Raw genomic sequence first — 26,715 nt, forward strand, 5'->3', positions numbered from 1 at the left:
CCGCGCTTTTTTGCTGATCGACCCGGATGCCTTCACCCCTCTTCCGACGTCGCCAGAAGCTTTTTGTCCTGTAGCCAGCCACGTATTGCAACGATGAGTTCAGCCTTGCATTCAACCGGCAGCCAATGGGCTCCGGGCAGGCGGGTAACCGTGAGATCCGCGCAGGAGTCGTGCATCGGATCCCCCATGTGGTTGCCAAGGATGGTGTTCATCTGGTCATAGTCTCCATTGACGAACAGCACCGGCAAGGACAGCCGCCCTCCGTTTGGTGCTCTACCTGCGTAGGCGAGGTTGGCATCGTCGTTCAGGTACCACGAACAGGGACCACGGAAACCGTGGGCTTCGAACGACCGTACCAGGGCATCAAAATCTGCCGGCGGCCAGAGTTTCCGATCAGGGCTGATAGACGGAGCGCGGTGCTCAGCACCGAAGCGCCCTCCCTTCCGGGTGACTGTCGCGTTCGAGGCGGGCAACCCGATGTTGTCCGGATCGCCCGAGCGATAGATCGATGCCAGGGACGCCGCCTTGTCGGCATCCAGATCTCCCACTGCTGACGCAAAGTGGGTGTTGTGGTAGCGATAGTAGTCCCATTGACCATCCGGATACGGGTCACGCGGGTATATGGTGCGGTTGATCAGCGGAATCAGGGTCTGCAACGCGTGCCCGGCAGGAAAATACGGCACCGAGATAAAGACGGCACCACGGCTTCGGGCGGGTTCGTGCGATACGAGCGATCCCACGGTGACGCTGCCCCAGTCATGGCCGATCCAGACCGCGGGTCGACCACCCAGATGATCATGGAGGGCCGCCATATCCGCGACAACCTGCTCCTGGGTATAGGCGCTGCTTGCCAACGGAATCGAAGAATCGCCATAACCACGCATGTCAGGCGCAATGCAACGCCAGCCGTCGGCAGCAAATGCTTCAATCTGCGCGCGCCAGATCAGGCCAAGTTCGGGCCATCCGTGCAGAAAGATCATGAGCGGCCCATCTGTAGGGCCTGCTTCAAGGTAATGGGTCGTATGGCGAGCGGTACGGAACGAACGGGAGGCAAAGGTAAGCAAGGCGTTCCCCGTGCGGTTATGAGTTGAGGTGCAGGCCACAACGCCTGGAAAGTACTTATATGCAGGCTCTCTGCGGCTATCTTCCTTATCGATCATGAGGTTGCAAACGTCACTTGCAGGTGAATCCATGCAGCGAATCTCCACCTTCGGACTTGACGTGCGCCCGCCAGTTACGCCAATTTCCCGGCCAGAGTCCTCCCGTGGCAGGCCATCATGCGACGCGATATCGCCATCGTCGTTTTTCCGGGCTTCCAGTTGCTCGACGCAGCTGGCCCGGTGGCTGTTTTCGAGATGGCCGAGCGCTTTCGGCCCGGCAGCTACACGGTCGAGATGCTGGCACCCGGCGGCGGCATCGTGCGCAGCTCATCGGGCGTCTGCCTGGCCGCCATGCCGATCGAGATGAGGCGATTTGATACCGTCATCGTATCCGGCGGCAATCTGGCACAGGTCGAGGGCGATCAGGTCGAAATCATCAGCTGGTTGGGCGGCGGTACGTGGCGGAGGGCTGCCGGCGTGTGTTCGGGCGCATTCTTCCTTGCCAAGGCCGGCTTGCTGGATGGGCGTCGCGCTACCACCCATTGGGCCGCCGCCGAGCGCTTTCGTTCGCTGTATCCGCAAGTGCGGCTGGATGCCGATCGCATGTTCGTCAGGGACGGCGACCTGTGGACCTCGGCGGGCATTTCGGCCGGCATCGATCTCGCGCTGGCCCTGGTCGAAGATGACCTGGGTCCCGGTATCGCACGCCGTACAGCGCAGCAGCTGGTGGTTCACCAGCGACGCCACGTCGGCCAGTCGCAGTACTCCGTGATCGTGGAGCAAGGCGGCAAGACGGGCCGTTTCGGTGAACTGGTGAACTGGATGCGTGCCCGCATCGGCGAGCCGATGACGATCGAGCGACTTGCCGAGCGCGCGGCCATGAGCCCCAGGAACTTTGCCCGGGCCTTTGTCGCGGAGATCGGTACGACGCCCGCGAAGGTCGTCGAAGGCCTGCGACTGGAGGCCGCCCGGCTGGCCGTGGAGACCAGCCACCTTCACCTGGACCATATCGCGGTCTCCACCGGATTCGGGGATTCCACCCGCATGCGACGAGCTTTTGTCCGTGCCTTCGGCGTACCACCCCAGTCCCTGCGGCGAAGCGCCGGCGCCTGATTCCGCGCTGGCCGTTTTTGTCCGGAAATTGTCCTTGTGCGGTCCAGCCTCCCCGCCCTAAAAACGGCCACACCCTTCCAGGAGAGCAGGCGTATGCGTCCGGTCATGTTCGTTTCGGCGTGGTTGTTGTGCATGGTTGCGGTACAGGTCTCGGCGTCCCCTTCCCTGCCCCAGGACCCTGGCACGCGTCTGGACCATGTCCTGCTGTGGGGTCGCGGCATCGATGACGTCACATCGGTGATGGCGGTCAAGCTGGGCTTTCAGGTACGTCCCGGCCGCGATCCTTCCGGCGTGGCCAACCGCTATATACGCCTTGCGGACAGCAGCTTCATCGAGCTTCTGGGTATCACGCGCCCGAATCCCACCTTCGACCCAGGCATGCAGGCCGACCAGGAGGCGCTCAAGGGTGGCCCGGGTGCACGCACCTTCGGCTTCCGGACATCCTCGCTCGACACGATCTACGCCGCGCTCAAGGCATCAAACCATGCCGTCACGCCCTTCTTTTCCGGTCCGGATGCCTCAAAGCCGGGGTGGCGCCTGTTCGCCTTCGACAAGGCGCCGTTGTCGAGCAATACGTTTTTCATCGACTACAAGGCCGGCTACGCCCCCGACCAGTACGATCCGGGCAATGCCGATGACTACAGGGTGACACGCGAGCATCCCAATGGCGCCCGTGCGCTGTCGTCCATCTGGCTCGTGTCGGCCCATGCCGATGTCGACCGACGTGCACTGGAAAACATGGGTTTCGGCCACGCCGTAGCCGTCAAGGTGCCTGCTGCCGGAGCGGCGGGCTTCTGCGTGCCTGTGGGGCCTACGGCGTTGCTGGCCCTGCAACCTGACGGCGACGGACTAGCGCAGCGCATACTCGCTAGCGGCGGTCCGCGCATCCTGGCTGTCAGCTATGCCGTGGATGACCTCGGCCGAGCGCAACGCTGGGTAGAGCGTGGTTATGAGCGTCGATTGACCACTTATACCGGCTTGTCCGGTGAATCCTTCCTTGCGCCAACGCAGGACGACCTGGGCCTCTCCATCGAATTCCACGCCATACGTCGAAATGAAAACAACCCATGCCCGGCTGCGGGACAGTCCTGAGTCGATTACCGCCCTGGTCAGGCATGCGTTTCGCATCACTGGCATCTTGCGATGGGGTCATATCGAGACCACATCACGCAGTGCATGGCATATCGAAGCCGCCAGTTCCTCCTGCTCACGTATGCCGAACTGCACGGAACGATCGAAGTTCTGCGCCCAGGTTATGCGCCGCAAGGAGTAGTCAACGAGTCGTATCGATGTACGTATCCGCTCTGCGTCCACCCTCATGCTGCCCTCGATAAGGCGCCGGGGCGTACCGGGAGAGGTAGCATCCGAGGCTGCCTCCTGCCTCACGAACACATCGCCGAATGACGAGAAGAGCTGATTGATCAGCTCTTCGTACAGGCCGTTCGCAAATACCCTGCCCTCAGAGCGATCCGCCAGATACTTGATGGGCTGGACCAGCAGGCGATCATCCTGACCCACTGGCTCGCGTGGCCGGACGACACGCCGGAATACGGGCGTCAAGCGTCCTACCGGTATGCTGATTTCTACATCACCCGATACCGCGTACTCGGTGTAATGGGTAGCCAGCCGATGACGCAGTCGCCCTATCTGCACCCTTATGGCAGGGTCCTCGGAGATGAAATCCTCGGGTCGCCGGTCAAACACCTCGATGCCGATGGTGTATTCGCTGACGTTGCCCGAACAGCCTTCCAGCGCCTGATCCATCAGATATCGGAAAAGGCGGCGCATGCGATGCGCCTTCAGGAAGGTCTCGCTGGACAGCACGGACTCGTAAGCGACCCGTATCTCCCCATCGCCGACCTCCTCAATCACTTCGTTACCCTTCTTCACCACGTCCCCCCGCCAGGCCTGGAACCCCACTCCGTCCTAGGTGGCACGCGCCCGGCCCGGGGGCGTGTCGTGTCGGCGCACGGGCCAGATGCGAGGATGTCCGATACGCGCCGGCCTGCGTCCTGGGTTCCAGGTCCTTTTCACGGGAACTGATGCCGGCGTCAAGGAAACGGCATCAGCCGGTTTGCCGACGGCAGGACATGGGTGGCGCGTGGATGGAGTCGACTGAATCTTGCGTCTCCGACAATAACGCCGGAGTCGTTGCAGTCAGGGATTGTTACCGCAACACGGCATCCGCGGTTACGGTAACGATACTTGTATCCGGCAGCTTCGATCCTAGGATCACTTCATCGAAACGGGCGAGCGCCACCATGCCGCCCTTGAATCCAAGGGGGACTCATGGCTGGCCAACTTCCCGACGACATCGTTCAGGCAATCGCGATTTCCAACGCGAAATCCATCGGCGAGCAACCCGCCATCCTGGCGAACCTTGCACTCGCCCAGCAGATCTTCAACCAGAACATGCAGCAGCAGATCAGCCTGAGCCAGCAGCAGGCGATGAACCAGGTGCAGATGGCCGCCACGGCCAAATGCGTGGCGATGATCGACAGCGCCGGCTGCAAGAACCAGTCCTCCATCGACCAGATGAGCAAGGACATCGAGAAGATCGTGAAGGACATGGAGCGCCTCCTCAAGACCGGGGAGCAGTAGCGCCGTATCCAGGACGAAACACGACGGGTGTTCTGTGGACCGGGCCACCCGCACAGCGAATTCATGCGCATTCATCGCAAGTGAATGCGGTGGATACCTCCGTCAGGAGGCTCTCATCAGGCAAGTCGGATCCATCAACCATCACCTTTGAACAGGAGAATCCGTATGGCTACCCTTCCCGAAGACGTCGTGAGCGCCGTTGCGATCGGCAATCTGAAATCCATCTCCGAACAGCCGGCGATGCTGTCCAACCTGGCCTATTCCAACACCGTGGCCAGCACCAACCTGTCGCAGCAGAACGCCGTGGCCAACCAGCAGGCCATGAACGAACTCGGCATTTCCATCGTGGCCAAGGCGTCCAACACCATCAGCAACCTCGGCCCCCTGGAGGCCCGTTCGGCCGTCGACATCCTGACCAACAACGAACTGGCCCAGACCATCGCCGACCTCAAGGCAACGCTGCAGGCGTTCCCCAAGTAAGTCGATAGGCCTGCCGTCAATCAGGAGGGCGGAACATGTTAGATGAACAGATAGTCAGTGCGGTGGCCACGGGCAACCTCAAGGCAATCTCGGAACAACCGGCCTTGTTGTCCAACCTGGCTTACTCGAACGTGGTGTCCACCAACAACCTGGGGCAGCAGAACGCCGTTGCCAACCAGCAGGCGGGCAACCAGATCAGCGCACCGATCGTGGCCAAAGCCGTCAACACGGTGTCCGATATCGGCCCGATGGACAGTCGTTCAGCGGTGGATGTGCTCACCAACGACGAACTCGCCCAGACGATTGCCGACCTCAAGGCCTCCGTCGAAGCCTTTGCGGCTTCGCAAAAAGGCGGAAAGCACTTGCGGCTACGCGATCTCGACCTGCTGATCAACGAGCAGGGGCAGCTGGTGGTCGTCGTGCCCGATGGCAGGGCACTGGAAGTATTCATCCCTGGGAAGTTCTCCAAGGATGACGTGGAAGTGGCCGTCGACACGGGTCGCGGCATCGTCCTCAGGGTGAAGCGTTCGCGGTAATCGCCTTGCGGCAATGACGCCGGGATGGCCATGCGGCCATCCCGGCTTTCCAGAGGGTCGAATGCATGGAAACGATCGACGTAAGCATATCCATCGAAGAAGTCGACGGCAGCGCCGGCCCCAAGGGAGCGGTTTCCGTAGCCGGTGCGACCATTGCCGAACTTCCCGGCGCCCTGAGTGACCTTGCCTTTTCCAACCAGGTCGGAAGCACCGGCATGGCGGCGCGATCGCAGGTTGCCAACCAGGATGCGATGTACCGGTTAAGGCAGATGATTCTCGCCGACGCGGTAAACACCGTACAGACGACTTCGCCCAGGACGGCGCGATCCGCCGTCAACGCCTTCACGTCCAACGAACTCGCGCGGGAGATCGCCGGGCTCAAGGCATCCATCGAGGCATTCGCAACGCCATGACGACCGACACCCCTATGGAGGATTACAACCGGATGCTGATCGAGCAGATCACCTCGCGCGCGCAGCAGGGATTCCAGGCGAACCTCACCGTGCCGCACTACGCCGTCGTGCACACGGGCGAAGACAGGATCCTCACCATCGTGCCGGCCAGTTCGCTTCCGGACGACCAGGCCCCGGCGTTTGGACCCCGGCCGTTCGCGGACTGCATCCAGTACGTCAACCGGAAGCTCGTCGTCGATCCCGGGAAACCACGGCATCCGTTGCTGGAAACGCGCGAGGAAAACTCACATTCCGCGAGGTCAAGATGATGAACGAGCACGAATCCATCGCAGAGCTGGGCCAGGCCGTGGAACAAATCGCCCAATCGATGACCAAGGTGGCGACGAACATCGCGCTGCTGGGCGTAGAGGGCGATGCGGACGAGCAGATGCGCATCATCACCGAAGAGAACAACAAGGTGCTTGATCGCATCCGCAAGCTCTACAACATTCCACCCGCACCAGGGGGATGAACCATGGCGGCCACCGGACGTATCGTTACCGCCCCGCTCGCCGCAGCCGACGAACTCAATGCCACGGCGATACCCAGTGCGGAGGCTGGCTATACCTTCATGATGCAGATCCTCGGTAACGAGGCTACGCCGCTCATCTTCGGCTCGCTGGCCCTGAGCAGCTCAGCCATCGTGGAGGGACTGGTCGCCTATGAGGCCGTGACGATCCTGGCCGGAAAGGGCTGAACCCATGGCCCGAGGACCCTATAAACCTCGACCGCTTCCCGAACAGGTGGTCGTCGTCGCGTTTCCCGATGCCTGGAACCAGGCGTCATGGCCCTCCGGTTTGCCGCCGCCGGACGGGGATTTCATCGTCGTGCAGGCACCAAGCCAGGACGTATCGCTCCCCCGCCCTGTCATCGACTGGCTGACGCTGCACACGCCCACGTCACTGGGCGACGACATGAGTCGTGTCGAGTACGTTGCGCAAACCAATGCCCAGGGCAAGCGCAGCCTCGTCGCCCCCGTGATCGTCAAGGGAATGTCCTATGCAGTGACCTTTAACCAGCAGCCCGGCGACCTGATCCAGGACGAGCTGGTACGGACGTTGAACTGTCCCCTGAACCTCGATTGCCAGATCGCCATAGGCTTCGTCGCGGACCTGATCCAGAAAATTCCGGTGCCACCGATCAAGTACATCGTGCTGTTGCTGGTGATGCTCGCCATTCTGGCACTGGGGGCCATCGTCATGGCGCTGCGCCATGCCTTCGCCAGCGTGCCCGAGCCGCGACCTTTGTCTACTGATATCCACGGCGTGCCGATCGTCATCGTACCCGGGGTGCCCGTGCCTTTCGCCGTACCGACGATGGCCATCGCCGCGGAAGACCAGACCATCGGGTTACAGGTGGCACGCGCCATCTACTGGCTGGCGAAGCTGGCGCTTTGAAGGCCGGTAAATAGTCCGGTCCCGGAGCGCCCCGGTATCAGGATCAGAGCGTGACACAGGGCGTAACCGTCTTTCCCATCACAGGAGTACCGCATCATGCCGACACCTCGATATCGCTCCGTACTGCCCATCAGCTACATGGTGCCCACGTTCTATCCCGCAGCGTCCGGAACGGTGCAACCCCAGGGCAACGCGCCGTTGATCCAGCTTGCCGACCCGGATCTGCAGGCCCGGGCGCAGCGACTGGTCAACGTCCTGTACTGGACGGCCACTACCTACAAGGACCACGATGGCATGACCGACAGCGACACGCTGAAGGTGTTCATCGCCCCCGAGTTCTACTTCCGCAAGGCGTCCGAGGACGAAGCACGGCGTGGCGGCTTCGTCCCCGGAACGAGTTTCGGCTCGTATCCGGAGGAGTCGCGCTACATGCTCGCCGAAGCCCTGTACGGAGCTATCGTTCAGTCCACCTTGTTCAAGGACTGGACCATCGTCGCCGGCACCATCTGTTCGGCGTTGCCCCCGCGTCACGATGGCCGGCTGAACCTGCTAAACACCGCCATCATGCTGCGTGGCCGCCGGCCGGAGCTGGATGCCAGCGTGCCCTATGCGCTGATGGAAAAGCATTACATCTCCAACATCGACGGTCCTGACCCGCAGTTACACGCCAACCTGGATCCCACCACCACCTACAGCTTCCACCTCAACCCCGACCAGCACCTGGATAACCTGATCTTCTGGGACAACATGAGCGTCGGCCTTGAGGTCTGCCTGGATCACAGCATGCAGGTGGTGAAGAACGCGGTGAACGTCGTCAGGCAGTCGATTGGCCCTGGCGCCGTCAACCTCGACATCCAGCTGGTGACCTCCTGCGGCATGTCCGTCGTGGACCAGGCAGTGGCCGTGCGCGACGGTTCGCTTGTGATGCTGACCGATGGCATGTCCTACGCGGGCGACCTGTTTCCGGAGCCGATCTTCCAGGTGGGCCGTTACAACGCCCGCACCGGACGCGTCGACGTCATCGACCCCGACAATTTCCTGTTCACCGAACTTCCGGGCAATTCCAACTATCAGGTTCTGCAGTACGCACAGGGGCGCTATGTCGAGCTGGGTCGCCGCCAGGGCGTATGGATAAGCAACGATCGCCTGCCGATGGTTGTCAGCTGACGATGTCGAAGCGGTGGAGGCTTTCGCCTCCACCTCTTCGCATTTCCGGCAGTGATGCCATGCGAAAAACGGGCTTCGTTACACATCGCAAAAACGTGCTTGAATCGACAAAAACCTGCTCCTTCGAGTCAATAAGATCGTGACATATGGCAGCACGCCATCGATGCGCCAGGGGAGCACGTCTTGAATCCGAAATCGCCTGATAGCCTGCGGCTATCCAGAATGACCGCCAGCGCCCTGGCATTGCTCATCGGTACGACCTTGCTGGCTGCCTACGGCGGCGAGTCACGTGCCGACAATGCCATGTCGGCTTCGCCATCCACGCCCTTGCCCCTCCTGGCCACGTCGCCATTTCCCTATCCACACGATGGCACGGGCATGGTGCCTTTGTGGCCTGCGTGGCAGCCGCCCATCGAGACGACGCAATTCACCTTGCCGGACGGCACGCTCGTCACCCGCTTCGGCCTGGTGGGCAGGAATCGCCATGCACGCGAGCGAGGTGAAACCTGGAACGAGATCGGCTACGGGCCGAACGACACGGTGGACGCTGCCGGCAATCCCGTGGACAAGGGACCGGGCCACTATCTCGATTTCGTAAAGAATTATTTCAAGAACCGCACGTGGGGTGTCGAGATCATCGACAACAGCCATGTCGCGGGCGTGATCAATCCCACCCTGCGCATCAACAATTACTTCCAGGAAGCGCAGCGGGCGGGTGGCCGCTCTTTCTTCCACCGCTTCGACAGCCAGGGTGTCACGGGATTCGGCTGGATGTCGCCGGGTAAACTGGTGAATCCCAAGCTGTATGGCGTGGATTCGGCCAATTGCCCCGTGGTGCCCATGCCACCCAACGGCGCCCTGCTGCATCCCGATACCGTCCTCAATGACGGTTGCAGCGCCACGGTGGACAGCTTTCCGGGCCACTCCGCGCTCAGCTACGACACCAACGGGGTACTCATACCCAGCAAAAGCGTACCCGGCGCCACCCGGTTCTACGATTACGCCATCACGAACGGCGTGACGGGCACCTTCGTGCCTGGAACAAATGTCCCCAGTCGCCCGCTGAAGCCCGGGGATTCGGTGGAATTCACGCAGGCATTCTTCTCCACGCCCGAAGCCATGCAGGCCGTGGGGGATAACGGCGCTTTCCACTACTACACCACCGAAGTGACCTATGTGGTGGGTGTCGGGCTACGTCCCTGGTACGGCGTGCAGCCCCGGTTGAACAATGCCCCGCTACCAGACGAGACCTTGCAGGGAGGCACCGGTTCGGTGTCGTATGACTACAGCGATGGAAGCACCTTCATCTTCCAGCAGCAGCAGAACAACATCGGCATGCAGGACATGCAGCGGTTCGTCGAAGGCCGCCGCCTGGTCCACAGCAATATGACCACGGGTGACCACAATGAGCCCGGCAACGACCGCAATACGGCCGTCGTGGGTTTGCAGGGTCCGGTCTACAACCAGTCGTCCTGCTTCGCCTGCCACGTCAACAACGGACGCAGCCCCGCGCCGGCCACGCTGAATCAGCGCCTGGACCAGATGGCCATACGAGCGGGAGTCATCGATGCACAGGGCCAGCAACTGCCGGATCCGAACTACGGCGTCACCGTGCAGATGAACGGCTACGACGCCAAGGGCAAGCTGGTAGACCTTGGCCATAGCGTGCGTGTGACAGGCTTCGATGCACACACCGTGTACCTGGGTGACGGCACGCCGGTCGAGCTGCGCAAGCCCCGGTTGTCTTTCAGTGGCACCACCCCGCAAATCGTCTCGTTGCGCGCCGCCCAGCCCATCATCGGCATGGGCTTGCTAGAGGCTATCCCCGAGGCAGACATCCTGGCCCGCGTACGTAGCACGCCGGATGACGATGGTGTCGTCGGCCAGGCCAACTACGTGTTCGATCCGGATACCGGTGCGGTGCGGCTTGGCCGCTTCGGCTGGAAGGCCGGCAAGTTCAGCCTGCGCCATCAGGCCGCATCCGCATTGCTTGAAGACATGTCGGTAACCACGTCCATGTTCCCGAGCCGGGATTGCCTGTCTGGTCCGGCCACCTGCAAAACGGCTCCTGCCGACAAGGGGCTTACCGACGCGGATCTGTTGTCGATCTCCCGTTACCTTGCACTCGTGGCCGTACCCGCGCAACGCAGCCTCGAAAGTGGCTTTCCGAAGGGCGTCTCACCGCTGGGCTATCTCGATGTCGATCCGGCGAAGGTCGCCGCTGGTGCCAACGTCTTCAATACGCTGCACTGCGCGAGCTGCCACACAGCCAAAATGAAAACGGGCTCCGGGCACGAATTCCAGGAAGTGCGCGAGCAGACGATCAGGCCCTATACGGACTTGTTGTTGCACGACATGGGCCCGGATCTGGCCGACAACTATGCGGAAGGCCTCGCCGCCGGAAAAATGTGGCGCACACAGCCACTGTGGGGCATCGGTTACACCGAGCGCGTCATGGGCACTGGTGGCAGTGTCGGCTACCTGCACGACGGACGGGCGCGTACGCTGACCGAAGCCGTGATGTGGCACGGAGGCGAGGCCGAGCGCTCGCGGCAGCGATTCGCCGCTCTTTCAGCAGCCGATCGTCAGGCACTTCTGGCCTTCCTCCAGTCGCTCTGACCTTCGTCCTTGACCGCAAGTCGTACCGGCTCATGGCCGGTACGACTTACCTGCTCCTGGCGATCTTCGCCGCCTCGGAGCGCACCAGCTTCATCGGTGGCCCTCCCTCGATAAACGTGAGGCTGGAGAAATCGGGAGCGAACTCGGCGGTGACACCCAAGGATTCGGAACGGAAGCGCGTGGCGGACAGTGCGATAAGGCGCTCGGGAACGGGAGCGCCGGCACTTGCATACAATCCGTCTGGACGCGCTTCCATGACGACATCGAGCCCGCCGCCCACGAAGCGACCGTTCGCCCTGGCAAGCTCGGCGAGCGACAGTTTCTTCTCTTCGGTCGCCGGGGCCGCGATGTCCGGCCAGCCATAGTCGGTGGCGACGGCGCGGACGACTTCATCCATCAGCCGGCGCCCCTGGCCTCCGTTGGTCAGTGCCACGATGCCGTCGCCCTTGCCCACGTAGGCAATCATGAACGACTGGAATCCCTCGTTCACGCCGTCATGGCCAAAGCGCGCCAGTCCGGTTGTGTACAGAGCAACGCCGAGACCCCAGTTGTCCTTGATCGGCGTCAGCATCTGCCGGGCCATGGCTGGCGACAAGCGATGGCCTTTCCTGCCTGCGGCGGAAGCCTGGATATCGATCAACAATCGCGCGAGGTCACCCGAGGTTGTCCATAATCCCGCGGGACCGAGTTCCGGATATACGTGGTATCCGCCCGGAATGGGAACACCATTGGCGTGACCCGATGCCATGTTGGTGCGGATGGCTGCCGTGGGCGGCTGGGCAAAGGCGCTTCGCGTCATGCCCAGCGGCCCCAGCACCTCGCGCTGTGCCAGCTCCGCGAAGGGCATGCTGCTCACATCGGAAAGCGCAAGCTGCGTCACCACGTAGCCGCCGCCGGAATATTCAAACCGGGCACCCGCCGGCAGTATGCTGCGCACGGGACTGCTATTGGCAGGGGGCACGCCATCCAGGATCTGCACGGGTGTCGGCAACGGTGCATCAGGCAGGTAGCCGGCAAAACCGTGGACACCGAGTCCGGCCGTATGACTCAGCAGCTGGCGAAGGGAGACGCCATCGGGAGCGAGCCCTGGATCACGTGGCAGTTTCCAGGAGCGCAGCGCATCGTTGATGTTCCGGTCCAGTCCCATCCTGCCCTGCTCAACCAGCCGCAGAGCCAGCATGGCGGTCGCCACCTTGCTGATCGAGGCGGCCTGGAAAGCCGTGTCGGGTGTAACGGGTTGGCAAGTCGCTGTATCGCGAACTCCCCAGCCACGCGCCCACGCGATCCTGCCGTTGTGAATCACGGCAACACTGAGGCCCGGCACGTCATACTGCCGCATGCGTTCGGCCAGGGTGAAAGGCTTATCCCCGGTCTTGATGACGGGCGGCCGCAGATTCACCTCGACGTTGCGGGTATGAACGTTACTGGTGCCGCCCGCCGCCTCATCGGGTGCAGGACAGCGAGCCTGCTGCGCACAGACGGGAGTGGCCAGCAGCCCGGCCAGTACGGCTGAGCCATGCAAGGCGAGCTTTCGGATCCTTTGCATTATCGGTTCCTCATGCGTCGTTGGATGTTCTATTGGCATGCCCATTCCGGTGGGCTCACTGACGCCGCATGACGGAGTTCGCGAGCAAGCCGTTCCTGTCCAGCTGGATAAAGATCTGCTGCGCGCCATGCTCGTGTTGCACGTCGTAGATATCCCAGCCATAGTCCGTGACACCTTCGAACCGGTAGGACTCGACAGGACCGAGCATGGCGAAATATTTCGCTATCGATTCATGTTGCCGGGCGGCGTTCTGCGCTGACAACGCGGTCATGCCCTCGCCGCCCTGCGCGTTGCTCAATATCAGCTGGAGCGCCTTCTCACTGTTGGGATAGGGCTTCTGATCCCTGACCCTGGCCGCCAGCGCGTCACGAATCCGATTCGCGGTCGCCTCATCGACACGGGGAGCATGCATGGCGACAACCCCATGCTCACGCACCGTCATGGACTTGATCTCACCCTCGCCGCCCTTGATGAAATCGAGCGTGACATCGATGCTCGGCACCAGGAACTCGTGCTCGCTGATCGTGGAGAGATCGATGGTGCCTTGCGCCAGAAACTGGCCGATCGGGGTGACGGTCAGCCCGTTCCCCTTGCGCGCCACCGTTGCCAGGGAATAATCACTGAGCGCATAGAATCCTGCGTAGGCATCGAGAGTGCCCGGGCTAACGGCAATCGTGCCGACAGCAGATGTGCCAGCCTCAGCAGGCGGCGTCACCTGAGCCGCGAAGACCGCCATGCCAAGGGCAACACTGACCAGGGCAAACGCCGACGCACGTGCCCATTTTTTAGGCTTCGACAGCATGATCATGATCCTCCGCTCAAGAAAAGATTTCGATTCCGACATCGCCGTGACTGCGCCGATGTACTCCGACTGGTTCTGGCCCACCTGGATCAATGTTTCGCAATACCCTGCAATCTCTCCACCCTCGCCCAGCACTCGGGCATCACAGTCGACTTCGATCGCACAGCGGAGCCGATGGAACTGCCACCAGAGCAACGGGTTCCATGGCATGCACACCATGAGCGACATGGCCATGGCGACAAGCAGCGGATCGTGCGCATTCAAGTGCGATTGCTCGTGTGCCATGACATATCGCTGTTGTTCGGGCGCCTCTCTCATGACCCAGGCAGGCACGACGATGCGTGACCGTATCAATCCGACGACCGCGGGCCCTACGTTTTCAGAAACAAACACGGGGATACCGGCTAGCGCTCCCGGCGTCCATTTCCGTTTCCGGCCATGAAACAGGGCCGTGCCCAATCCCAGGAACAGCACCAGGGTGAATGAGCTGGCAAGCCAGATATCTTCCAGAATCCTGTTGACTGGCGTTGATGACACGTAAGATGTCGTTCCGCTCCAGTCGATCACTTTCGATGCCAGCGGAATGGACGTCGTGTCGCGAAGAGCAAGAGATGCAGCCGGAGTCGTCAATGCATCGGGCCTTGAAGATGCCAGCCTCGGAATGGACACGGTGGCTATGGCAACCGGCAACGCCACAGACGCGACCATGGCAATGATCCAGGGCCACCGGGTGGGATTCCTCCGGTGCCTTGCCGCCCTTTCGGCGATCAGGGCCGCCCCGCCGAGCACGGCGGTCACAAGAGAGGCGTAGATCATCCAGGCAAGCATCACGGCTTCTCCTTGTCAGACCGCTCGGAAAGCAGCTTGCGCATACGGCTGATCTGCTCGGGGCTGAGCTTCTGGTCGGAAACCAGGTGCGAAAACAGCAGCTCCGATGAGCCCCTGAACAGTTTGTCCGTCAGGTGCTGTAGCGCATTCTTGCGAGCGGCCTGCTGCTTGACGCTGGCAAAGTAGCGGTGCCCGCGCCCTTCCTCTTCATAGCCCACGTATCCCTTGGCCTGCAGCGTACGCAACACGGTCAGCACCGTGGTGTAGGCCAGCTTGTCGGGCAGATGCTCGCGAACCTCCGCCACCAGGGAGGGGCCCTGCTCCCACAGCACCTGCATGACGTCAGCCTCGCGGTCAGTGAGCGAGATCTTCATGACTGCTTCCCCGTGCGCCCATCTACTAGAGTGTTAGTAGATATATGCCTGCGGAGTGCGCCTGTCAACTATATCTATAGTTTCCTGGGAGCCGACATCGCATCGGTCATGTAGGTTTCCAGAGGAAACACCAACTACGGCAAGAAAAAGGTACCGATGAACTTCAGATCGGCAACTCGGTTGACTGCTTCACCTTCTGCATCGGTATGTCGGTTTTCACTGTCTGCACGCCGTTCGCCCGGGTGAGATGCGTACTCTGGAACTGCCGGTAGGCATCGATATCGGCGGCAACAACCCTCAGTAGCGCATCGCACTCACCGGCCATGATGTAGCACTCCACCACCTGCGGGAACTGTCGCACCGCCTCGGCGAAGCGCTCCACGGTTTCCGCATCCTGGGATACCAGCGATATGCGCGCGAACACCGTAAGCCCCAGTCCCATCGCAGCGGGATTGAGCAGCGCCACGTAGCGCTCGACGGCTCCCGCCTCTTCCAGCCGCCGGACCCGCCGGAGGCAAGGTGAAGGCGAAAGGCCGACTTCCTCCGCAAGCTGAAGGTTCTGCAAGCGCCCGTCACGCTGGAGTGCGCGAAGGATGCGGATATCCATGGCGTCGAGATGAAGGGGCATGGGATTGCCTGGAAATCGAGAAAGGAGAAATCCTTGGCCAATCCTAGCGACACTTCCGGCAATTTCGCAATCGCCTGCTACGCCGGCCTCACTAGAATGCCCACAGATCCGGCATTCGGAATTGCAGGCATGTCATTGAATAAAGACCAACGTGGAGCGGATCTTTTGGTGGATGTACTTGAGAGCCAGGGCGTGGCATACGTCTTCGGCAACCCCGGTACAACCGAGTTACCGCTTCTCGATGCACTGACCGATCGTTCCACGATCAGCTACATCCTTGGCTTGCAGGAGGCATCCGTCGTAGCCATGGCCGATGGCTATGCCCAGGCATCGGGGCGCCCGGGGTTCGTCAATCTTCACACGGCCGGCGGCCTGGGCAACGCCATCGGTGCCATCCTCAATGCAAGGATGGCAAATACTCCACTCGTCATCACGGCGGGGCAGCAGGACACGCGGCACGGTCCGTCGGATCCCCTGTTGCATGGCGACCTGGTCGGCATTGCCCGGCCAAACGTCAAGTGGGCCGAAGAGATCCATCATCCCGAGCAGATACCGATGCTGCTTCGCCGTGCCTTTCAGGACTGCGAAGCAGGCCCTTCGGGCCCCGTGTTCCTTTCGCTGCCGATCAACATCATGGAAGGTGTGACGCGCATGGGCGCCGGGCAGCCATCGCAGATACGCCGCCTCAGCATGGCCACGTCGCTTGAGGATCTGGCAAACGCACTGGCTGACGTTTCACCGGGGAAGGTCGCCATCGTCGTAGGGGAAGAGGTTTTTTCCGGGCATGCCGACAGGGAGGCGATAGCTGTCGCGGAGACGCTTGGGGCGCCCGTCTTTGCTGCCTCCTGGCCGGGACATATCCCGTTTCCGACGTCCCACGCGTTGTGGCGGGGAGCCCTCCCACCGAAAGCTTCGGCAATGAGGGAGGCGCTGGCTTCTTTCGATGTATTGCTGATACTGGGAGGCCATTCGCTGATCAGCTACCTGTATTCCGATGGGCCGGCCCTGCCCTCCCACTGCCGGTTGCTGCAACTGACGCGTGATGGTCATCAGCCAGGCCGTATCCACGAAACGGCACTGGGCCTCGTGGGGGATATCAAACCATCCCTTGCTGCGCTATTGCCGTTGCTTTCGGAGCGGCTGCTTCCACACAAAACCGACATTGCCCGTCTGCTCGAAAGGGCGACTCTTGAGCGCGAAGCCCGGCGGACTGAAAACACGGACCGCTGGATACGTGAGCGCGGCGCGGCGATGACCACCCCCTTCGTGGCAGCGCATGAACTGGTGCGTGCCATCGGACCGGATATCCCCATAGTGGACGAAGCCCCCGTCACGATTCCCCACATACGCGCCTGTCTCGACTCCCATTGGGCCGGCCAATACCTGTTTACCCGCAGCGCCATCCTTGGCTGGGGCATGCCGGCAGCAGTCGGTACATCGCTGGGCCGGGATCGCAGTCCCGTCGTCTGCCTGGTCGGGGACGGTTCCGCGATGTACTCGCCGCAGGCGCTGTGGACGGCAGCCCATGAGCGGCTACCGGTGACTTTCGTCGTTCTGAACAATGGCGAATACAACATCCTCAAGAACTATGCCCGTGCACAGGATCATTACCGGGCCAACGGGACAAACCGGTTCCTCGGCATGGACCTGATCGATCCGATGATCGACTTCGTGGCACTTGCCTCGTCCATGGGCATTGCTGCGAGGCGCATCGAGAGGGCTGGCGATATTGCCGAGGCCGTGGAAGCAGGTATCCGCTCGGGCGTGCCCAATCTTGTCGACGTCGTCATATCGAGCTAGGGCGAAGCTCACCCCGGATGGGCGATGAGACTGCGCAACAACTTCTCCAGGTCTTGCTCCCCATCCCTGGTTTGCGCTCCCGACTGCAATCCGCCGCGAATCAGCCTTTCGGCGGCGGGTTTCGCAAACAGCCCCGCCCATGCTTCATGTTCGATCCTGAAACCATCGCTGGCACCTGCTCCACGCACTGCTGTCTTGGCGGCTGCGATGACGCCATCCGGCAGCGCGGCGATGTTGCGAGCCAGGCGCCGGACGAAGGTATCCAGCTCATCCGCGTGAATCGCCCGGTTCACCCAGCCATAGCGTTCGGCCGTGTGCGCATCGGCCAGGTCGGCGCCGAGGATGACTTCGAGCGTGCGTCCTCGGGTCATCCGTTGAGATAGGTACTGTGTTGCTCCGCCGCCGGGAATGATGCCCATCAAGGCTTCGCACTGGCCTAGTCCGGCCCGACCGATGGCAGCAAATGCCATATCGGCCGCAGCGACAAATTCCGCACCACCACCGCGTGCCATGCCTTCGAGCTTCACGATCGTCACCTGTGGCTGCGCGCGGATCAGTTCACCCAGTGCCTGGAAGGGGTTAAGGCCATCCGGCACGTCTTGGGCAATCGTGTCGAAGGCATGCGGTTCGTCGATCAGGGTCATGTCGACATGCGCGATGAAGTAGCCCGGATCGGCACTCTGGAACACGATGACACGGGTCAGCGGGTCGTCGTGTACGGAGGCGAGAAACCGGCGGATGTCGTTCATCAGGGCGACATCGAGCACGTTGACGGGAGGGTTGTCGATGGTGACTGTCGCCACCCCGTCTTCGTGCTCGATGCGGAGCGTTGAATACGCTGTCATTTCGATGGGTACCTGCTATGGGAAGGCATGCACGGGATGATTCCCGTGCTGCCCGACCCATGGTATTTATCGGATACCTGGCGTCAATTACGCATCTTTACCATCCCAAGTATCCGGAAACATACCGATGAATCCTGCCTCCGACCCGGTTTATCGGGCCGACTGTCCGAGCCGGGCCATCCTCGACCAGATTGCGGACAAGTGGTCCATGCTGGTCCTGATGGTTCTGTGCGAACCCCGTCGCTTCAACGCCATCAAGCGCCGACTCGACGGCATTACCCAGCGCGTGCTGACGCAGACACTGCGCAAGCTGGAACGCAATGGCATGGTGACCCGCACGGTGATGACCGGTCGCACACTCGGCGTGGAATATGCCCTGACACCGCTTGGCCACTCGCTTCAATCGCCGTTTGCCGTGCTCTATGAGTGGACGGTTGAAAACATGGATGTCATTCAGGCTTGCCAGGCCAGCTATGACGAAGGCGAGAGCCTGCCATCGGGCACGGATAAATGATGGATGCCGCCGTCAGCCCTGATGGCGCGCCAGGGCACGGGAACCGCCGGCTAAAGAAGCCAGGCCACGCGTGAACCGTGCTCCGCACCGGTCCAGGCAGACGTAGATCACGGGAGTCAGGTAAAGCGTCAGCAACTGGGAGACGAGCAGGCCTCCCACCACGGCGAGCCCCAGTGGGCGACGTACTTCTGACCCCGCACCAGCACCGAGCGCGATGGGCAACGCCCCTGCCAGGGCCGCCATGGTGGTCATCATGATCGGCCGGAAGCGGACATCGCAGGCGTCGAGAATCGCCTCCAGGGGTGTCATTCCACCCTCGCGCTGCCGCATCAGGGCAAAGTCGATCATCATGATCGCGTTCTTTTTCACGATGCCGATCAACATCACGATACCGACAAAGCCAAACAGATCCAGCGGCATCTGGCATAGCCGCAACGTAAGCAAGGCGCCGACCGCGGCGGCCGGCAATCCGGAGAGAATCGTCAATGGATGGATAAAACTTTCATACAGGACGCCAAGCACCCCATAGATCACCAGCACGGCCAGCAACAGCAGCACACCCGTGCCCTGCATTGATGCCTGGAAAGCCTGTGCCGTGCCCTGCATGCCACCGCTGATGGTAGCCGGCAAGCCCATCTTTGCCAGCGCACCGTGGATATCCGACAACGCATCGCCCAGGCTTACGCCTGGCGCAAGCCCGAACGATACGGTCACCGCCGGGAGTTGTCCCTGGTGGTTCACCGTCAGCACCTGCGGTCTGCGCACGAAGCCTGCCACCGTATCCAGGGGGATCAGCTTTCCCGAGTCCGAGGTCACGTACAGTTTCGACAATACGGCCGGATCCTGCTGGAGTTTTCGCCGCACCTCCATCACCACCCAGTACTGGGTGGCAGACCCATAGATGGTCGAAAGCTGGTTCTGCCCGAACGACGCCCCGAGCGCCGATTGCACCTGCGCCATGGTCAACCCCAGCGGGCCGAGCTTGTTCCTGTCCACCTCCACCACGATGGAGGGGCTGTTGAGGCTCAGGTCGTTGGTGACGTCCTGGAATCCGGGCAGCGCCGCGAATGCCTGGGTCACCCTGCCCGCCCAGTCGTATAAAGCCTTTGTGTCCAGCGACTGAAGCGTGAACTGGTACTGTGCCTTGGAGCGCAGGCCACCGATCTGGATCAAGGGTGGGTTGCGGACATAGGCGCGCATGCCGACCACACTGGCGAACTTCACGCGAAGTTCCTGGGCCACCTCGTCCACGCTCAGCTGGCGTTGGTTCGCGGGTTTCAGCTTGAGCAGCATCTCGCCGTCGTTGATGGTGGAGCCGCCGGCCTCGATCGAGGACATCCATGCCTCGATGTTCGGGTCATGGGAGACGATATCCGCCAGCTGTTGTTGCCGGGCCACCATGCCGCCATAGGAGACATCCTGCGGCCCTTCAGTGATGACCTGCAATCGCCCGCTGTCGCCGGCCGGGATGAAATCGCGTGGTGTCGTATAGAACAGCCAGCCGGTGACGACCAGGCTGATCCCAAACGTGGCGAGCACGGCGTTCGGTCGCGCCATGCATCCTTGCAGGCTACGCACATAGGCATGATGCACCCGCTCGAATCCCCGGTTGAACATCCTCACCACGCCATTTGCCCGTAACGGGTCCGCCACCCTTATGAACCGGCTGCATAGCATCGGCGTAAGCGTGATGGAGACGAAGCCGGACACCAGGATCGCGATGCTCAGGGTCACAACGAATTCGTGGAACAACCGGCCGACGATGCCGCCCATGAACATCACGGGGATGAAGACCGCAATCAACGACACTGTCATGGAAAGAATGGTGAACCCCACCTCTTCCGCGCCCCGCAGCGACGCATCGAGGGGACTCAGGCCGCGTTCCACATGACGGATGATGTTTTCCAGCATCACGATGGCATCGTCGACCACGAAGCCGACAGCCAGGGTCATTGCCAGCAGGGAGAGATTGTCCAGGCCGTAACCCAGCACATACATGGCGCCGAAGGTGCCGGCAATCGACAGCGGAAGGGCCGCGGCCGGAATCAGCGTGGCAGAAAGATTGCCAAGGAACAGATACACCACCGTGACCACAAGCACACCGGCCAGCAGCAGTGAAAACTGCACGTCGGCCACCGAATCGCGGATCGACTGCGAACGGTCGTACAGTACGTCGAGTTTCACCGACGGCGGCAGACCAGCCACGAAGCCCGGCAGGATCGCCTTGACGCGGTCGATGAGTGCCACCGTATTGGTACCCGGTTGTCGCTGGATGGCCAGCAACACCGAGCGATCGTGCTTGTACCAGCTGGCGAGCTGGTCGTTCTGCACGCTGTCGTACGCCATGCCTACGTCGCCGAGGTGGACCGGAGCGCCGTTGCGCCATGCCACCACGATATCGTTGTACGGCGCCGCGCGAAGCAACTGGCCCTGGTTGCGCACCTGGAACTGCTGCGAGGCCCCATACAGCGTGCCGGTCGCCTGATTGACATTGGCCGCCGTCACCGCCTTCTGCACCTGGTCGATACCCATGCCCGCCACGGCGAGTCGGTCCGGGTCTATGCTGATGCGAACGGCATACTTCGCCGCGCCATACGCGTAGACCTGGGCCACGCCTTCCACCGTGGACAGGCGCTGCGCAAGCTGGGTCTCTGCGTATTCATCCAGCTGGGATACCGGCAACGTCGGCGATGTCATGGCCAGCAACAGCACGGGTGCATCGGCCGGATTGATCTTGCGCAGGATGGGTGGCGTGGGCATGTCGGGCGGCAACTGGCGTTGCGCCGCCGCGATGGCTGTCTGTACGTCCTGTGCCGCAGCGTCGATGTTCCGGTCCAGTGCAAAGCTCAGGACGATGCTTGTGCCGCCCGGGGAGCTGGACGAATTGATCGAATCAATACCGGGGATCGTGGTCAGCTGCGCCTCGAGCGGCGCGGCTACGGCGGTCGCCATCACTTCGGGTGAGGCGCCCGGTAGCGCAGCAAAAACACGTATGGTCGGATAATCGACGTTCGGTAGTTCATTCACGGCCAGCTTCGGATACGCGGCGACACCCACCACCAGCAACGCAAGGCTGACCAGCGTGGTCATCACGGGACGACGGATGCACAGCCCGGGAAGATTCATGGCTCAGGCCTTGTCCGCGATATGCACCGGGCTGCCCTCGCCCAGCAAAAGCTGGCCGTCGGTGACGATGCGTTCACCACCTTGCAGTCCGCGCTCGACCACGATGCGCCCGGCTGTCGTGGGCCCGATGCCTACGAAGCGCTGATGCGCCTTGCCATCGCTACCGATCACGAAGACGAAGTCACCCTTGTCCGAGCTTTGCAGCGCTTCCGCCGGCATGCTCACCACGTTTGCCAGATGAACGGTGGGCAGTCTTACCTCAAGGAACTGCCCTGGCGTGAGGCGGCCATCCATGTTCTCGAAACGGCCCTTGAGCACGATGGTGCTCGTGGTGACATCCACGGTGTTGTCGATGAATTCCAGCCGGCCGCTCAGCATCGCCCCCTTTTCGCCTGGCACGCTTGCCTGCACGATCACCGGTCCTCGTGACTGCGCCGCCCGCACGGCATCCAGACTGGCTTCGGGAATGCTAAAGCTCACCCGGATCGGCTGAACCTGGTTGAGCACCACGATGTCCGTTTCGTTGGCCGTTACCTGCGCACCCGGCCACGCCAGGGGCGTTCCTGCCACCCCATCGAAGGGCGCTACAACGCGTGTATAGCCCAGCTGGAGACGCGCTACCGCCTCTGCAGCCTGGCGGGTCTGCAAGCCCGCACGCGCCACTTCCACCGTGGTCCGGTAGGCATCGAAACTGGCCTTCGAGATAAAGCCCTTGTCGAGCACCTGGCTGAAACGGACCAGATCCGCCTGTGCCTTGTCCAGCTGTGCCCGCGCGCTGGCGGCATTGCCTCGTGCCTGATCGAGTTGTGCCTTGAATGGCAACGGGTCCAGTTGCACCAGCAGGTCTCCCTTGTGCACTGGTGCACCGGGCTCGAAACCCAGCGATTCGATCTGGCCCGAACTGCGTGCGCGCACGGATACCGTGGACCAGGGCTCCGTGCGCGCCACCACGTTTAGCGAAAGCTCGACGTTCCCGCGTGTCGTCAACGCACTCCTGACCGGCACGGCATGGTCGGCGACCAGCTCAGTGGCGTGGCTCCGTGCGGGGCCGCCACTCATCACGTAGGCCGCGCTGGCGACCGCAACCAGGATGAGAGCGACGGCGACGAACTTGCTTCGCGGGGCAGTCATGGCGTTAACGCGGCTTGCGGAACCGGAGGGCAAACTTGTCCGTGTGCCCCTTGATCTCCGCGGCGAACACGGATTTGTCGTGGGCATCCTGCGGGTTGGCGAGCACATCGCTGCGCGCGTCGAGGACGAAGCCCGCGGCCTGCGCCTGGGCAATCACCGTGGACGGATCGATACGATGCAGCGTGTTTGCATCCTGCGCCGTCGCTCCGGCTTTCGCCGTGTGATCGACCACCACGTAGACACCGCCCGGCTTGAGCGCCTTGAACGCGGCGGCGTCGAGTGCGGCGGCTTCTTCGACGCCGGTATGACCTTCAACCGCGAACACACTGACGGCACCATAGACGTCGTGGTAATTCTGCGAGGTCCACACCACATCAAGCGACGCCGGTGCGGCAAGCATGTCGTAGGGAACGGTGGTCACGCCAACGTTCGCGAAGGCAGGTTCGGCGGCCATTGCCTTGAGCGGATCGAGCGCCTGCGGGCGTGCCTTGGCGATGCTTTCCGGAACCACGGCGTAGACATGCCCGTCCTTACCCACCACCTTGCTGAACAGGCGGGTGAAATAGCCGCCGCCCGGCATCACATCGGCGACCTTGTCGCCCGGCTTGACACCTGCGAAGGCCAGCAGCGCCGCCGGTTTGCGATCTGCATCGCGTTGCGTGTCCGCGGCAGGCCGCGCGGTGTCGGAAACGGCCGCCGTGACATAGGCAGGCGGCGTCATGTCCGCATGTGCGGTCGACATGGCGCCGAGCAGGATCAGGCCGAGCAGGTGTTTCTTCATGGTGTTCCCCTCCGATGGATGGGAAGAAGGCTAACGCGCTACCATGTATTTCGAGAATGCGTAGATGCTTATTTCAGTCATTAACTTTTGAAATGATTGGGCCATGAAATCCCTCGACCTCGACGCCGTCAAAGCCTTCGTGCTCATTGCCCAGTTCCAGAGCTTCACGCGAGCCGCGGAAGCCCTGGACAGCACCCAGTCGGCGATCAGTCTCAAACTGCGCCGGCTGGAGGATCAGCTGGGCAAACGCCTGCTCGAACGAACACCCCGCCAGGTGCGCCTTTCGGCGGAAGGCGCTGCCTTCATCGAGGCGGCACGTGAACTGGTGGGCGCCCATGAGCGCGCGGTGAGTGCCTTCGACACGAAGCGACGACGCATGGTCATCGGCATCAGCCACCAGCTCGTCGGCGCTGAGTTGCCGGGCCTGCTACGCTGGATGAACGAGCACGATCCGAACCTGGTGATCGAACTGCGCTCGGCAGGCTCCATCGAGGTGCTCAAGTCGTACGAAGACGGCGTGCTCGACGCGGCCCTCGTGCTTCAGCCGGAAGACCGCAAGCACAACGGTGAAGTGCTGTTCCAGGAATCGTTCGCCTGGATCGCCGCCGCCCACTGGGAGCCTCGTCCCGGTCAGCCCATTCCGCTGTCCACGCAAGGCGAGTCCTGCAGTATCCGCGCGGCCGCCGTCCGCGCATTGAACGATGCGGGCATTCCGTGGACTGAGGTCTTCATCGGCAAGGGCGCTGCCATCGTGGGCGCCGCTGCCGCCATTGGCCTGGCCGTCGCGGTGCTGGCGAAGCGCGCGGCGCCATCGGGCACGATCGATATCGGCGAATCGATGTCACTGCCCGCGTTGCCCGCACAACAGGCCGTGCTTTATTCGGCTCTGCACGATGGTCGCTCGCGGCAGGCCCTCAAGACGCTCGCAACGGCGTTTCGGAGCCTGTCCCGGACAGATTGATTCGTACGGCTCCGGAAGGCGGCACGAACCATCAGTAAGGGCTTGCCGTGGGTCGCACGATCAATTCGCTCACGTCGACATCGTCCGGCTGTTCGATGGCGTAATCCACCGCCCGGGCAATGGCGTCCGGTGTAATGGCGATGCGACGGAAGTCCTTCATGGCCTCACGGCTGCCTTCGTCGGTGATCGAATCCGCCAGTTCGGATTCCACCGTGCCGGGGCTCACCACGGTCACGCGGATAACATCGGTCTCCTTGCGAAAGCTATCCGAAATAGCACGTACGGCGAATTTCGTTCCGCAGTAGACCGCCGCCGTGGGAAAGGATGCATGTCCGCCAATGGAAGACACGTTGATGATCTGGCCACGGCCTCGCGCCTCCATGCCCGGGAGCACTGCGGCGATACCGTGCAGAACGCCACGGATGTTGACGTCGATCATCCGGTTCCACTCGTCGACCTTGAGTGCGTTCAGTGGTGACAGCGGCATCACGCCTGCGTTGTTGATGATCACGTCGACCGGTCCGAACGTGGATTCGGCAAAGGCAACGAAGGCCTGCATGCTGTCTAACCGGGTGACGTCAAGTGTCAGGAATGCCGCGTGGAATCCACGTTCGTTCAGCTCGGCCGCCACGACCTGCAAACGGTCCGTGCGGCGTGCGCCCAGCACTACACGATGCCCGCGGGCCGCCAGATGGCGCGCGATCGCTTCGCCGATACCGCTGCTGGCACCCGTCACCAGAACGACCTTGCCTTGGGATGAGAGGTTCATTGCATGTCTCCGTCAGGGGAATGACCGTGGCGCCACGAAAGGCGCCGCCGTTGAGAGACATGCTAGATATCCCCTCCCCGTCCCATAAGGCACGTTCGGCTGCCATCCTTGCCCAATCCTATGAAGAACCCTGTCGCCGGATAGGAACTATGGTTTGATACCTCCCTGTTTCCCACGCTACCGGGCAGCCCCATGAGCCAGGACACCATCGCTTCGGCCACCCAGCAGGCCCGCATGATCGAGCTGCTGAAGCGGCTGGCACCCACCGAGGGCTATACCCGGTCACTACTCGATGGCGTGACGTTCATGCGGGCCAACCAGCCCCTGGCCCACAGCCCGGCGCTGTACGAGCCCTCGATCGTGATCGTGGCCCAGGGCAGGAAGCGCGGGGTCCATGGCGGCAATGTCCATGTCTACGATGCGCAGCACTATCTCGTGCTCTCCGTGCCGCTGCCCTTCAGCATCGAAACCGAGGCGAGCGAGGAAGAACCCATGCTGGGGGTCGCCCTGCGCATCGATGCCGTCATGACGGCCGAGCTGGCGCTGGACGTGGACGAGGCGTCTCCTGCCGCTTCCGCAAAGCCTGCAACCATGTACGCCACGCGCATGGATGCGCGCCTCAGCGATGCGACCGGGCGCCTGCTCGAAGCCCTGCATTCACCCACCGAGGCCCGGCTGCTCGGGCCTTCCATCGTCCGGGAGATCACCTATCGGGTGCTCACGGGCGACCAGGGAGGCAGCCTGCGGGCCGCCCTGATCCAGGGCGGTCATTTCGGACGCATCGCCAGGGTGCTGCGACGCATCCACGCCCAGTTCGACCAGGATCTGGACGTACCGGTGCTCGCAGGGGAAGCCAATATGAGCGTCCCGGCGTTCCACACGCACTTCAAGGCGGTTACCACCACCTCGCCCATCCAGTACATCAAGGCGATACGACTGCACCAGGCGCGCCTGCTGATGATCCGCAGCGGCGAAAACGCCGCGACGGCCGCGGAACGCGTGGGCTATGAGAGCCCCTCCCAGTTCAGCCGCGAGTTCAAGCGCCTGTTCGGCCGCAGTCCGACCGACGAGACGCGTTACCTCAAACATCTGCTCGCACTCTCCCCACCGGCCGCCCATCCGCAGCCATGACCGCCACCGTGGTT

Annotated in this window: 27 protein-coding genes; 16 read left to right on the forward strand and 11 right to left on the reverse strand. The window is 62.2% G+C overall.

The window, feature by feature from the left end; all coding sequences use genetic code 11:
• Positions 1-32: 32 nt before the first annotated feature.
• Positions 33-980 (reverse strand): alpha/beta hydrolase, encoded by a 948-nt coding sequence (locus tag KR767_RS17065; RefSeq protein WP_250877150.1) that lies wholly within the window; start codon positions 978-980, stop codon positions 33-35.
• A 297-nt stretch (positions 981-1,277) separates the two neighbouring features.
• Between KR767_RS17065 and KR767_RS17070 the strand changes: the two genes are divergently transcribed.
• The gene (locus tag KR767_RS17070; protein WP_250877151.1) at positions 1,278-2,213 is read left to right on the forward strand and encodes a GlxA family transcriptional regulator; all 936 of its coding nucleotides are present in this window, start codon (positions 1,278-1,280) and stop codon (positions 2,211-2,213) included.
• Positions 2,214-2,306: 93 nt separating this feature from the next.
• Entirely contained in the window at positions 2,307-3,305 is a 999-nt protein-coding gene (locus KR767_RS17075) for a VOC family protein (RefSeq protein ID WP_250877152.1), read from the forward strand.
• Positions 3,306-3,362: 57 nt separating this feature from the next.
• Here the strand turns inward: KR767_RS17075 and KR767_RS17080 are convergent, their stop codons facing one another.
• The gene (locus KR767_RS17080; protein WP_250877153.1) at positions 3,363-4,103 is read right to left on the reverse strand and encodes a hypothetical protein; all 741 of its coding nucleotides are present in this window, start codon (positions 4,101-4,103) and stop codon (positions 3,363-3,365) included.
• A gap of 399 nt (positions 4,104-4,502) precedes the next feature.
• On the opposite strand from KR767_RS17080, the gene KR767_RS17085 reads away from it, so the two are divergent.
• The 10 genes from KR767_RS17085 to KR767_RS17130 all read left to right on the forward strand — a co-directional run bounded on the left by KR767_RS17085 (position 4,503) and on the right by KR767_RS17130 (position 11,465).
• A complete protein-coding gene (locus KR767_RS17085; RefSeq protein WP_166946611.1) occupies positions 4,503-4,814 on the forward strand; it encodes an FAD-binding monooxygenase in 312 nt (103 codons plus the stop codon).
• 165 nt (positions 4,815-4,979) lie between these two features.
• Entirely contained in the window at positions 4,980-5,294 is a 315-nt protein-coding gene (locus KR767_RS17090; RefSeq protein ID WP_166946612.1) for a RebB family R body protein, read from the forward strand.
• 35 nt (positions 5,295-5,329) lie between these two features.
• Positions 5,330-5,830 (forward strand): RebB family R body protein, encoded by a 501-nt coding sequence (locus KR767_RS17095; protein ID WP_166946613.1) that lies wholly within the window; start codon positions 5,330-5,332, stop codon positions 5,828-5,830.
• A gap of 65 nt (positions 5,831-5,895) precedes the next feature.
• On the forward strand, positions 5,896-6,243 hold the full coding sequence (locus KR767_RS17100; protein ID WP_250877154.1) for a hypothetical protein: 348 nt from the start codon (positions 5,896-5,898) through the stop codon (positions 6,241-6,243).
• 32 nt (positions 6,244-6,275) lie between these two features.
• Positions 6,276-6,551, forward strand: coding sequence for a hypothetical protein (locus KR767_RS17105; protein ID WP_250877155.1), 276 nt, complete (start codon positions 6,276-6,278; stop codon positions 6,549-6,551).
• Positions 6,551-6,754, forward strand: coding sequence for a Ras family protein (locus KR767_RS17110; protein WP_345779904.1), 204 nt, complete (start codon positions 6,551-6,553; stop codon positions 6,752-6,754). Before KR767_RS17105 ends, KR767_RS17110 begins: the two co-directional genes overlap by 1 nt.
• Positions 6,755-6,757: 3 nt before the next feature.
• On the forward strand, positions 6,758-6,979 hold the full coding sequence (locus tag KR767_RS17115) for a hypothetical protein (protein ID WP_250877157.1): 222 nt from the start codon (positions 6,758-6,760) through the stop codon (positions 6,977-6,979).
• A gap of 4 nt (positions 6,980-6,983) precedes the next feature.
• Complete coding sequence (locus KR767_RS17120; RefSeq protein ID WP_250877158.1) at positions 6,984-7,679, forward strand: hypothetical protein; 696 nt, start codon at positions 6,984-6,986, stop codon at positions 7,677-7,679.
• A gap of 96 nt (positions 7,680-7,775) precedes the next feature.
• Positions 7,776-8,846: a hypothetical protein gene (locus tag KR767_RS17125; protein WP_166946618.1), complete on the forward strand. Its 1,071-nt coding sequence runs from the start codon at positions 7,776-7,778 to the stop codon at positions 8,844-8,846.
• A gap of 222 nt (positions 8,847-9,068) precedes the next feature.
• The gene (locus tag KR767_RS17130; protein ID WP_250877159.1) at positions 9,069-11,465 is read left to right on the forward strand and encodes a di-heme oxidoreductase family protein; all 2,397 of its coding nucleotides are present in this window, start codon (positions 9,069-9,071) and stop codon (positions 11,463-11,465) included.
• A gap of 46 nt (positions 11,466-11,511) precedes the next feature.
• Here the strand turns inward: KR767_RS17130 and KR767_RS17135 are convergent, their stop codons facing one another.
• From KR767_RS17135 to KR767_RS17150, 4 genes are all read right to left on the reverse strand, one after another.
• The gene (locus KR767_RS17135) at positions 11,512-13,011 is read right to left on the reverse strand and encodes a serine hydrolase domain-containing protein (RefSeq protein WP_250877160.1); all 1,500 of its coding nucleotides are present in this window, start codon (positions 13,009-13,011) and stop codon (positions 11,512-11,514) included.
• A 55-nt stretch (positions 13,012-13,066) separates the two neighbouring features.
• On the reverse strand, positions 13,067-14,641 hold the full coding sequence (locus KR767_RS17140) for a M56 family metallopeptidase (RefSeq protein WP_250877161.1): 1,575 nt from the start codon (positions 14,639-14,641) through the stop codon (positions 13,067-13,069).
• Positions 14,641-15,015 carry a BlaI/MecI/CopY family transcriptional regulator gene (locus KR767_RS17145; protein ID WP_166946622.1) on the reverse strand — a complete coding sequence of 125 codons (375 nt, stop codon included), beginning with the start codon at positions 15,013-15,015 and terminating at the stop codon, positions 14,641-14,643. Before KR767_RS17145 ends, KR767_RS17140 begins: the two co-directional genes overlap by 1 nt.
• Positions 15,016-15,178: 163 nt before the next feature.
• Positions 15,179-15,643 (reverse strand): Lrp/AsnC family transcriptional regulator, encoded by a 465-nt coding sequence (locus KR767_RS17150; RefSeq protein WP_166946623.1) that lies wholly within the window; start codon positions 15,641-15,643, stop codon positions 15,179-15,181.
• Positions 15,644-15,676: 33 nt separating this feature from the next.
• Between KR767_RS17150 and KR767_RS17155 the strand changes: the two genes are divergently transcribed.
• Positions 15,677-17,443 (forward strand): thiamine pyrophosphate-binding protein, encoded by a 1,767-nt coding sequence (locus KR767_RS17155; protein ID WP_250877162.1) that lies wholly within the window; start codon positions 15,677-15,679, stop codon positions 17,441-17,443.
• Positions 17,444-17,451: 8 nt separating this feature from the next.
• Here the strand turns inward: KR767_RS17155 and KR767_RS17160 are convergent, their stop codons facing one another.
• Positions 17,452-18,288, reverse strand: coding sequence for an enoyl-CoA hydratase/isomerase family protein (locus tag KR767_RS17160; protein ID WP_250877163.1), 837 nt, complete (start codon positions 18,286-18,288; stop codon positions 17,452-17,454).
• A gap of 127 nt (positions 18,289-18,415) precedes the next feature.
• Between KR767_RS17160 and KR767_RS17165 the strand changes: the two genes are divergently transcribed.
• Positions 18,416-18,802, forward strand: coding sequence for a winged helix-turn-helix transcriptional regulator (locus KR767_RS17165; protein ID WP_166946626.1), 387 nt, complete (start codon positions 18,416-18,418; stop codon positions 18,800-18,802).
• A gap of 12 nt (positions 18,803-18,814) precedes the next feature.
• Here the strand turns inward: KR767_RS17165 and KR767_RS17170 are convergent, their stop codons facing one another.
• From KR767_RS17170 to KR767_RS17180, 3 genes are read right to left on the reverse strand one after another with little or no spacing between them, the layout of a single operon-like run.
• Complete coding sequence (locus KR767_RS17170; protein ID WP_250877164.1) at positions 18,815-21,928, reverse strand: efflux RND transporter permease subunit; 3,114 nt, start codon at positions 21,926-21,928, stop codon at positions 18,815-18,817.
• A gap of 3 nt (positions 21,929-21,931) precedes the next feature.
• Entirely contained in the window at positions 21,932-23,059 is a 1,128-nt protein-coding gene (locus tag KR767_RS17175; RefSeq protein ID WP_250877165.1) for an efflux RND transporter periplasmic adaptor subunit, read from the reverse strand.
• A gap of 4 nt (positions 23,060-23,063) precedes the next feature.
• Entirely contained in the window at positions 23,064-23,840 is a 777-nt protein-coding gene (locus tag KR767_RS17180) for a class I SAM-dependent methyltransferase (protein WP_250877166.1), read from the reverse strand.
• 103 nt (positions 23,841-23,943) lie between these two features.
• Here KR767_RS17180 and KR767_RS17185 point away from each other — a divergent pair, with 103 nt between their 5' ends.
• A complete protein-coding gene (locus tag KR767_RS17185) occupies positions 23,944-24,801 on the forward strand; it encodes a LysR family transcriptional regulator (protein WP_166946630.1) in 858 nt (285 codons plus the stop codon).
• A gap of 31 nt (positions 24,802-24,832) precedes the next feature.
• Here the strand turns inward: KR767_RS17185 and KR767_RS17190 are convergent, their stop codons facing one another.
• A complete protein-coding gene (locus KR767_RS17190) occupies positions 24,833-25,570 on the reverse strand; it encodes an SDR family oxidoreductase (protein WP_250877167.1) in 738 nt (245 codons plus the stop codon).
• 192 nt (positions 25,571-25,762) lie between these two features.
• On the opposite strand from KR767_RS17190, the gene KR767_RS17195 reads away from it, so the two are divergent.
• Positions 25,763-26,701, forward strand: a complete 939-nt coding sequence (locus tag KR767_RS17195) for an AraC family transcriptional regulator (protein ID WP_250877168.1) — start codon at positions 25,763-25,765, stop codon at positions 26,699-26,701.
• The last annotated feature ends 14 nt before the right edge of the window (positions 26,702-26,715 follow it).

This window comes from Luteibacter anthropi, assembly GCF_023699965.1.
GTDB lineage: Bacteria > Pseudomonadota > Gammaproteobacteria > Xanthomonadales > Rhodanobacteraceae > Luteibacter > Luteibacter anthropi.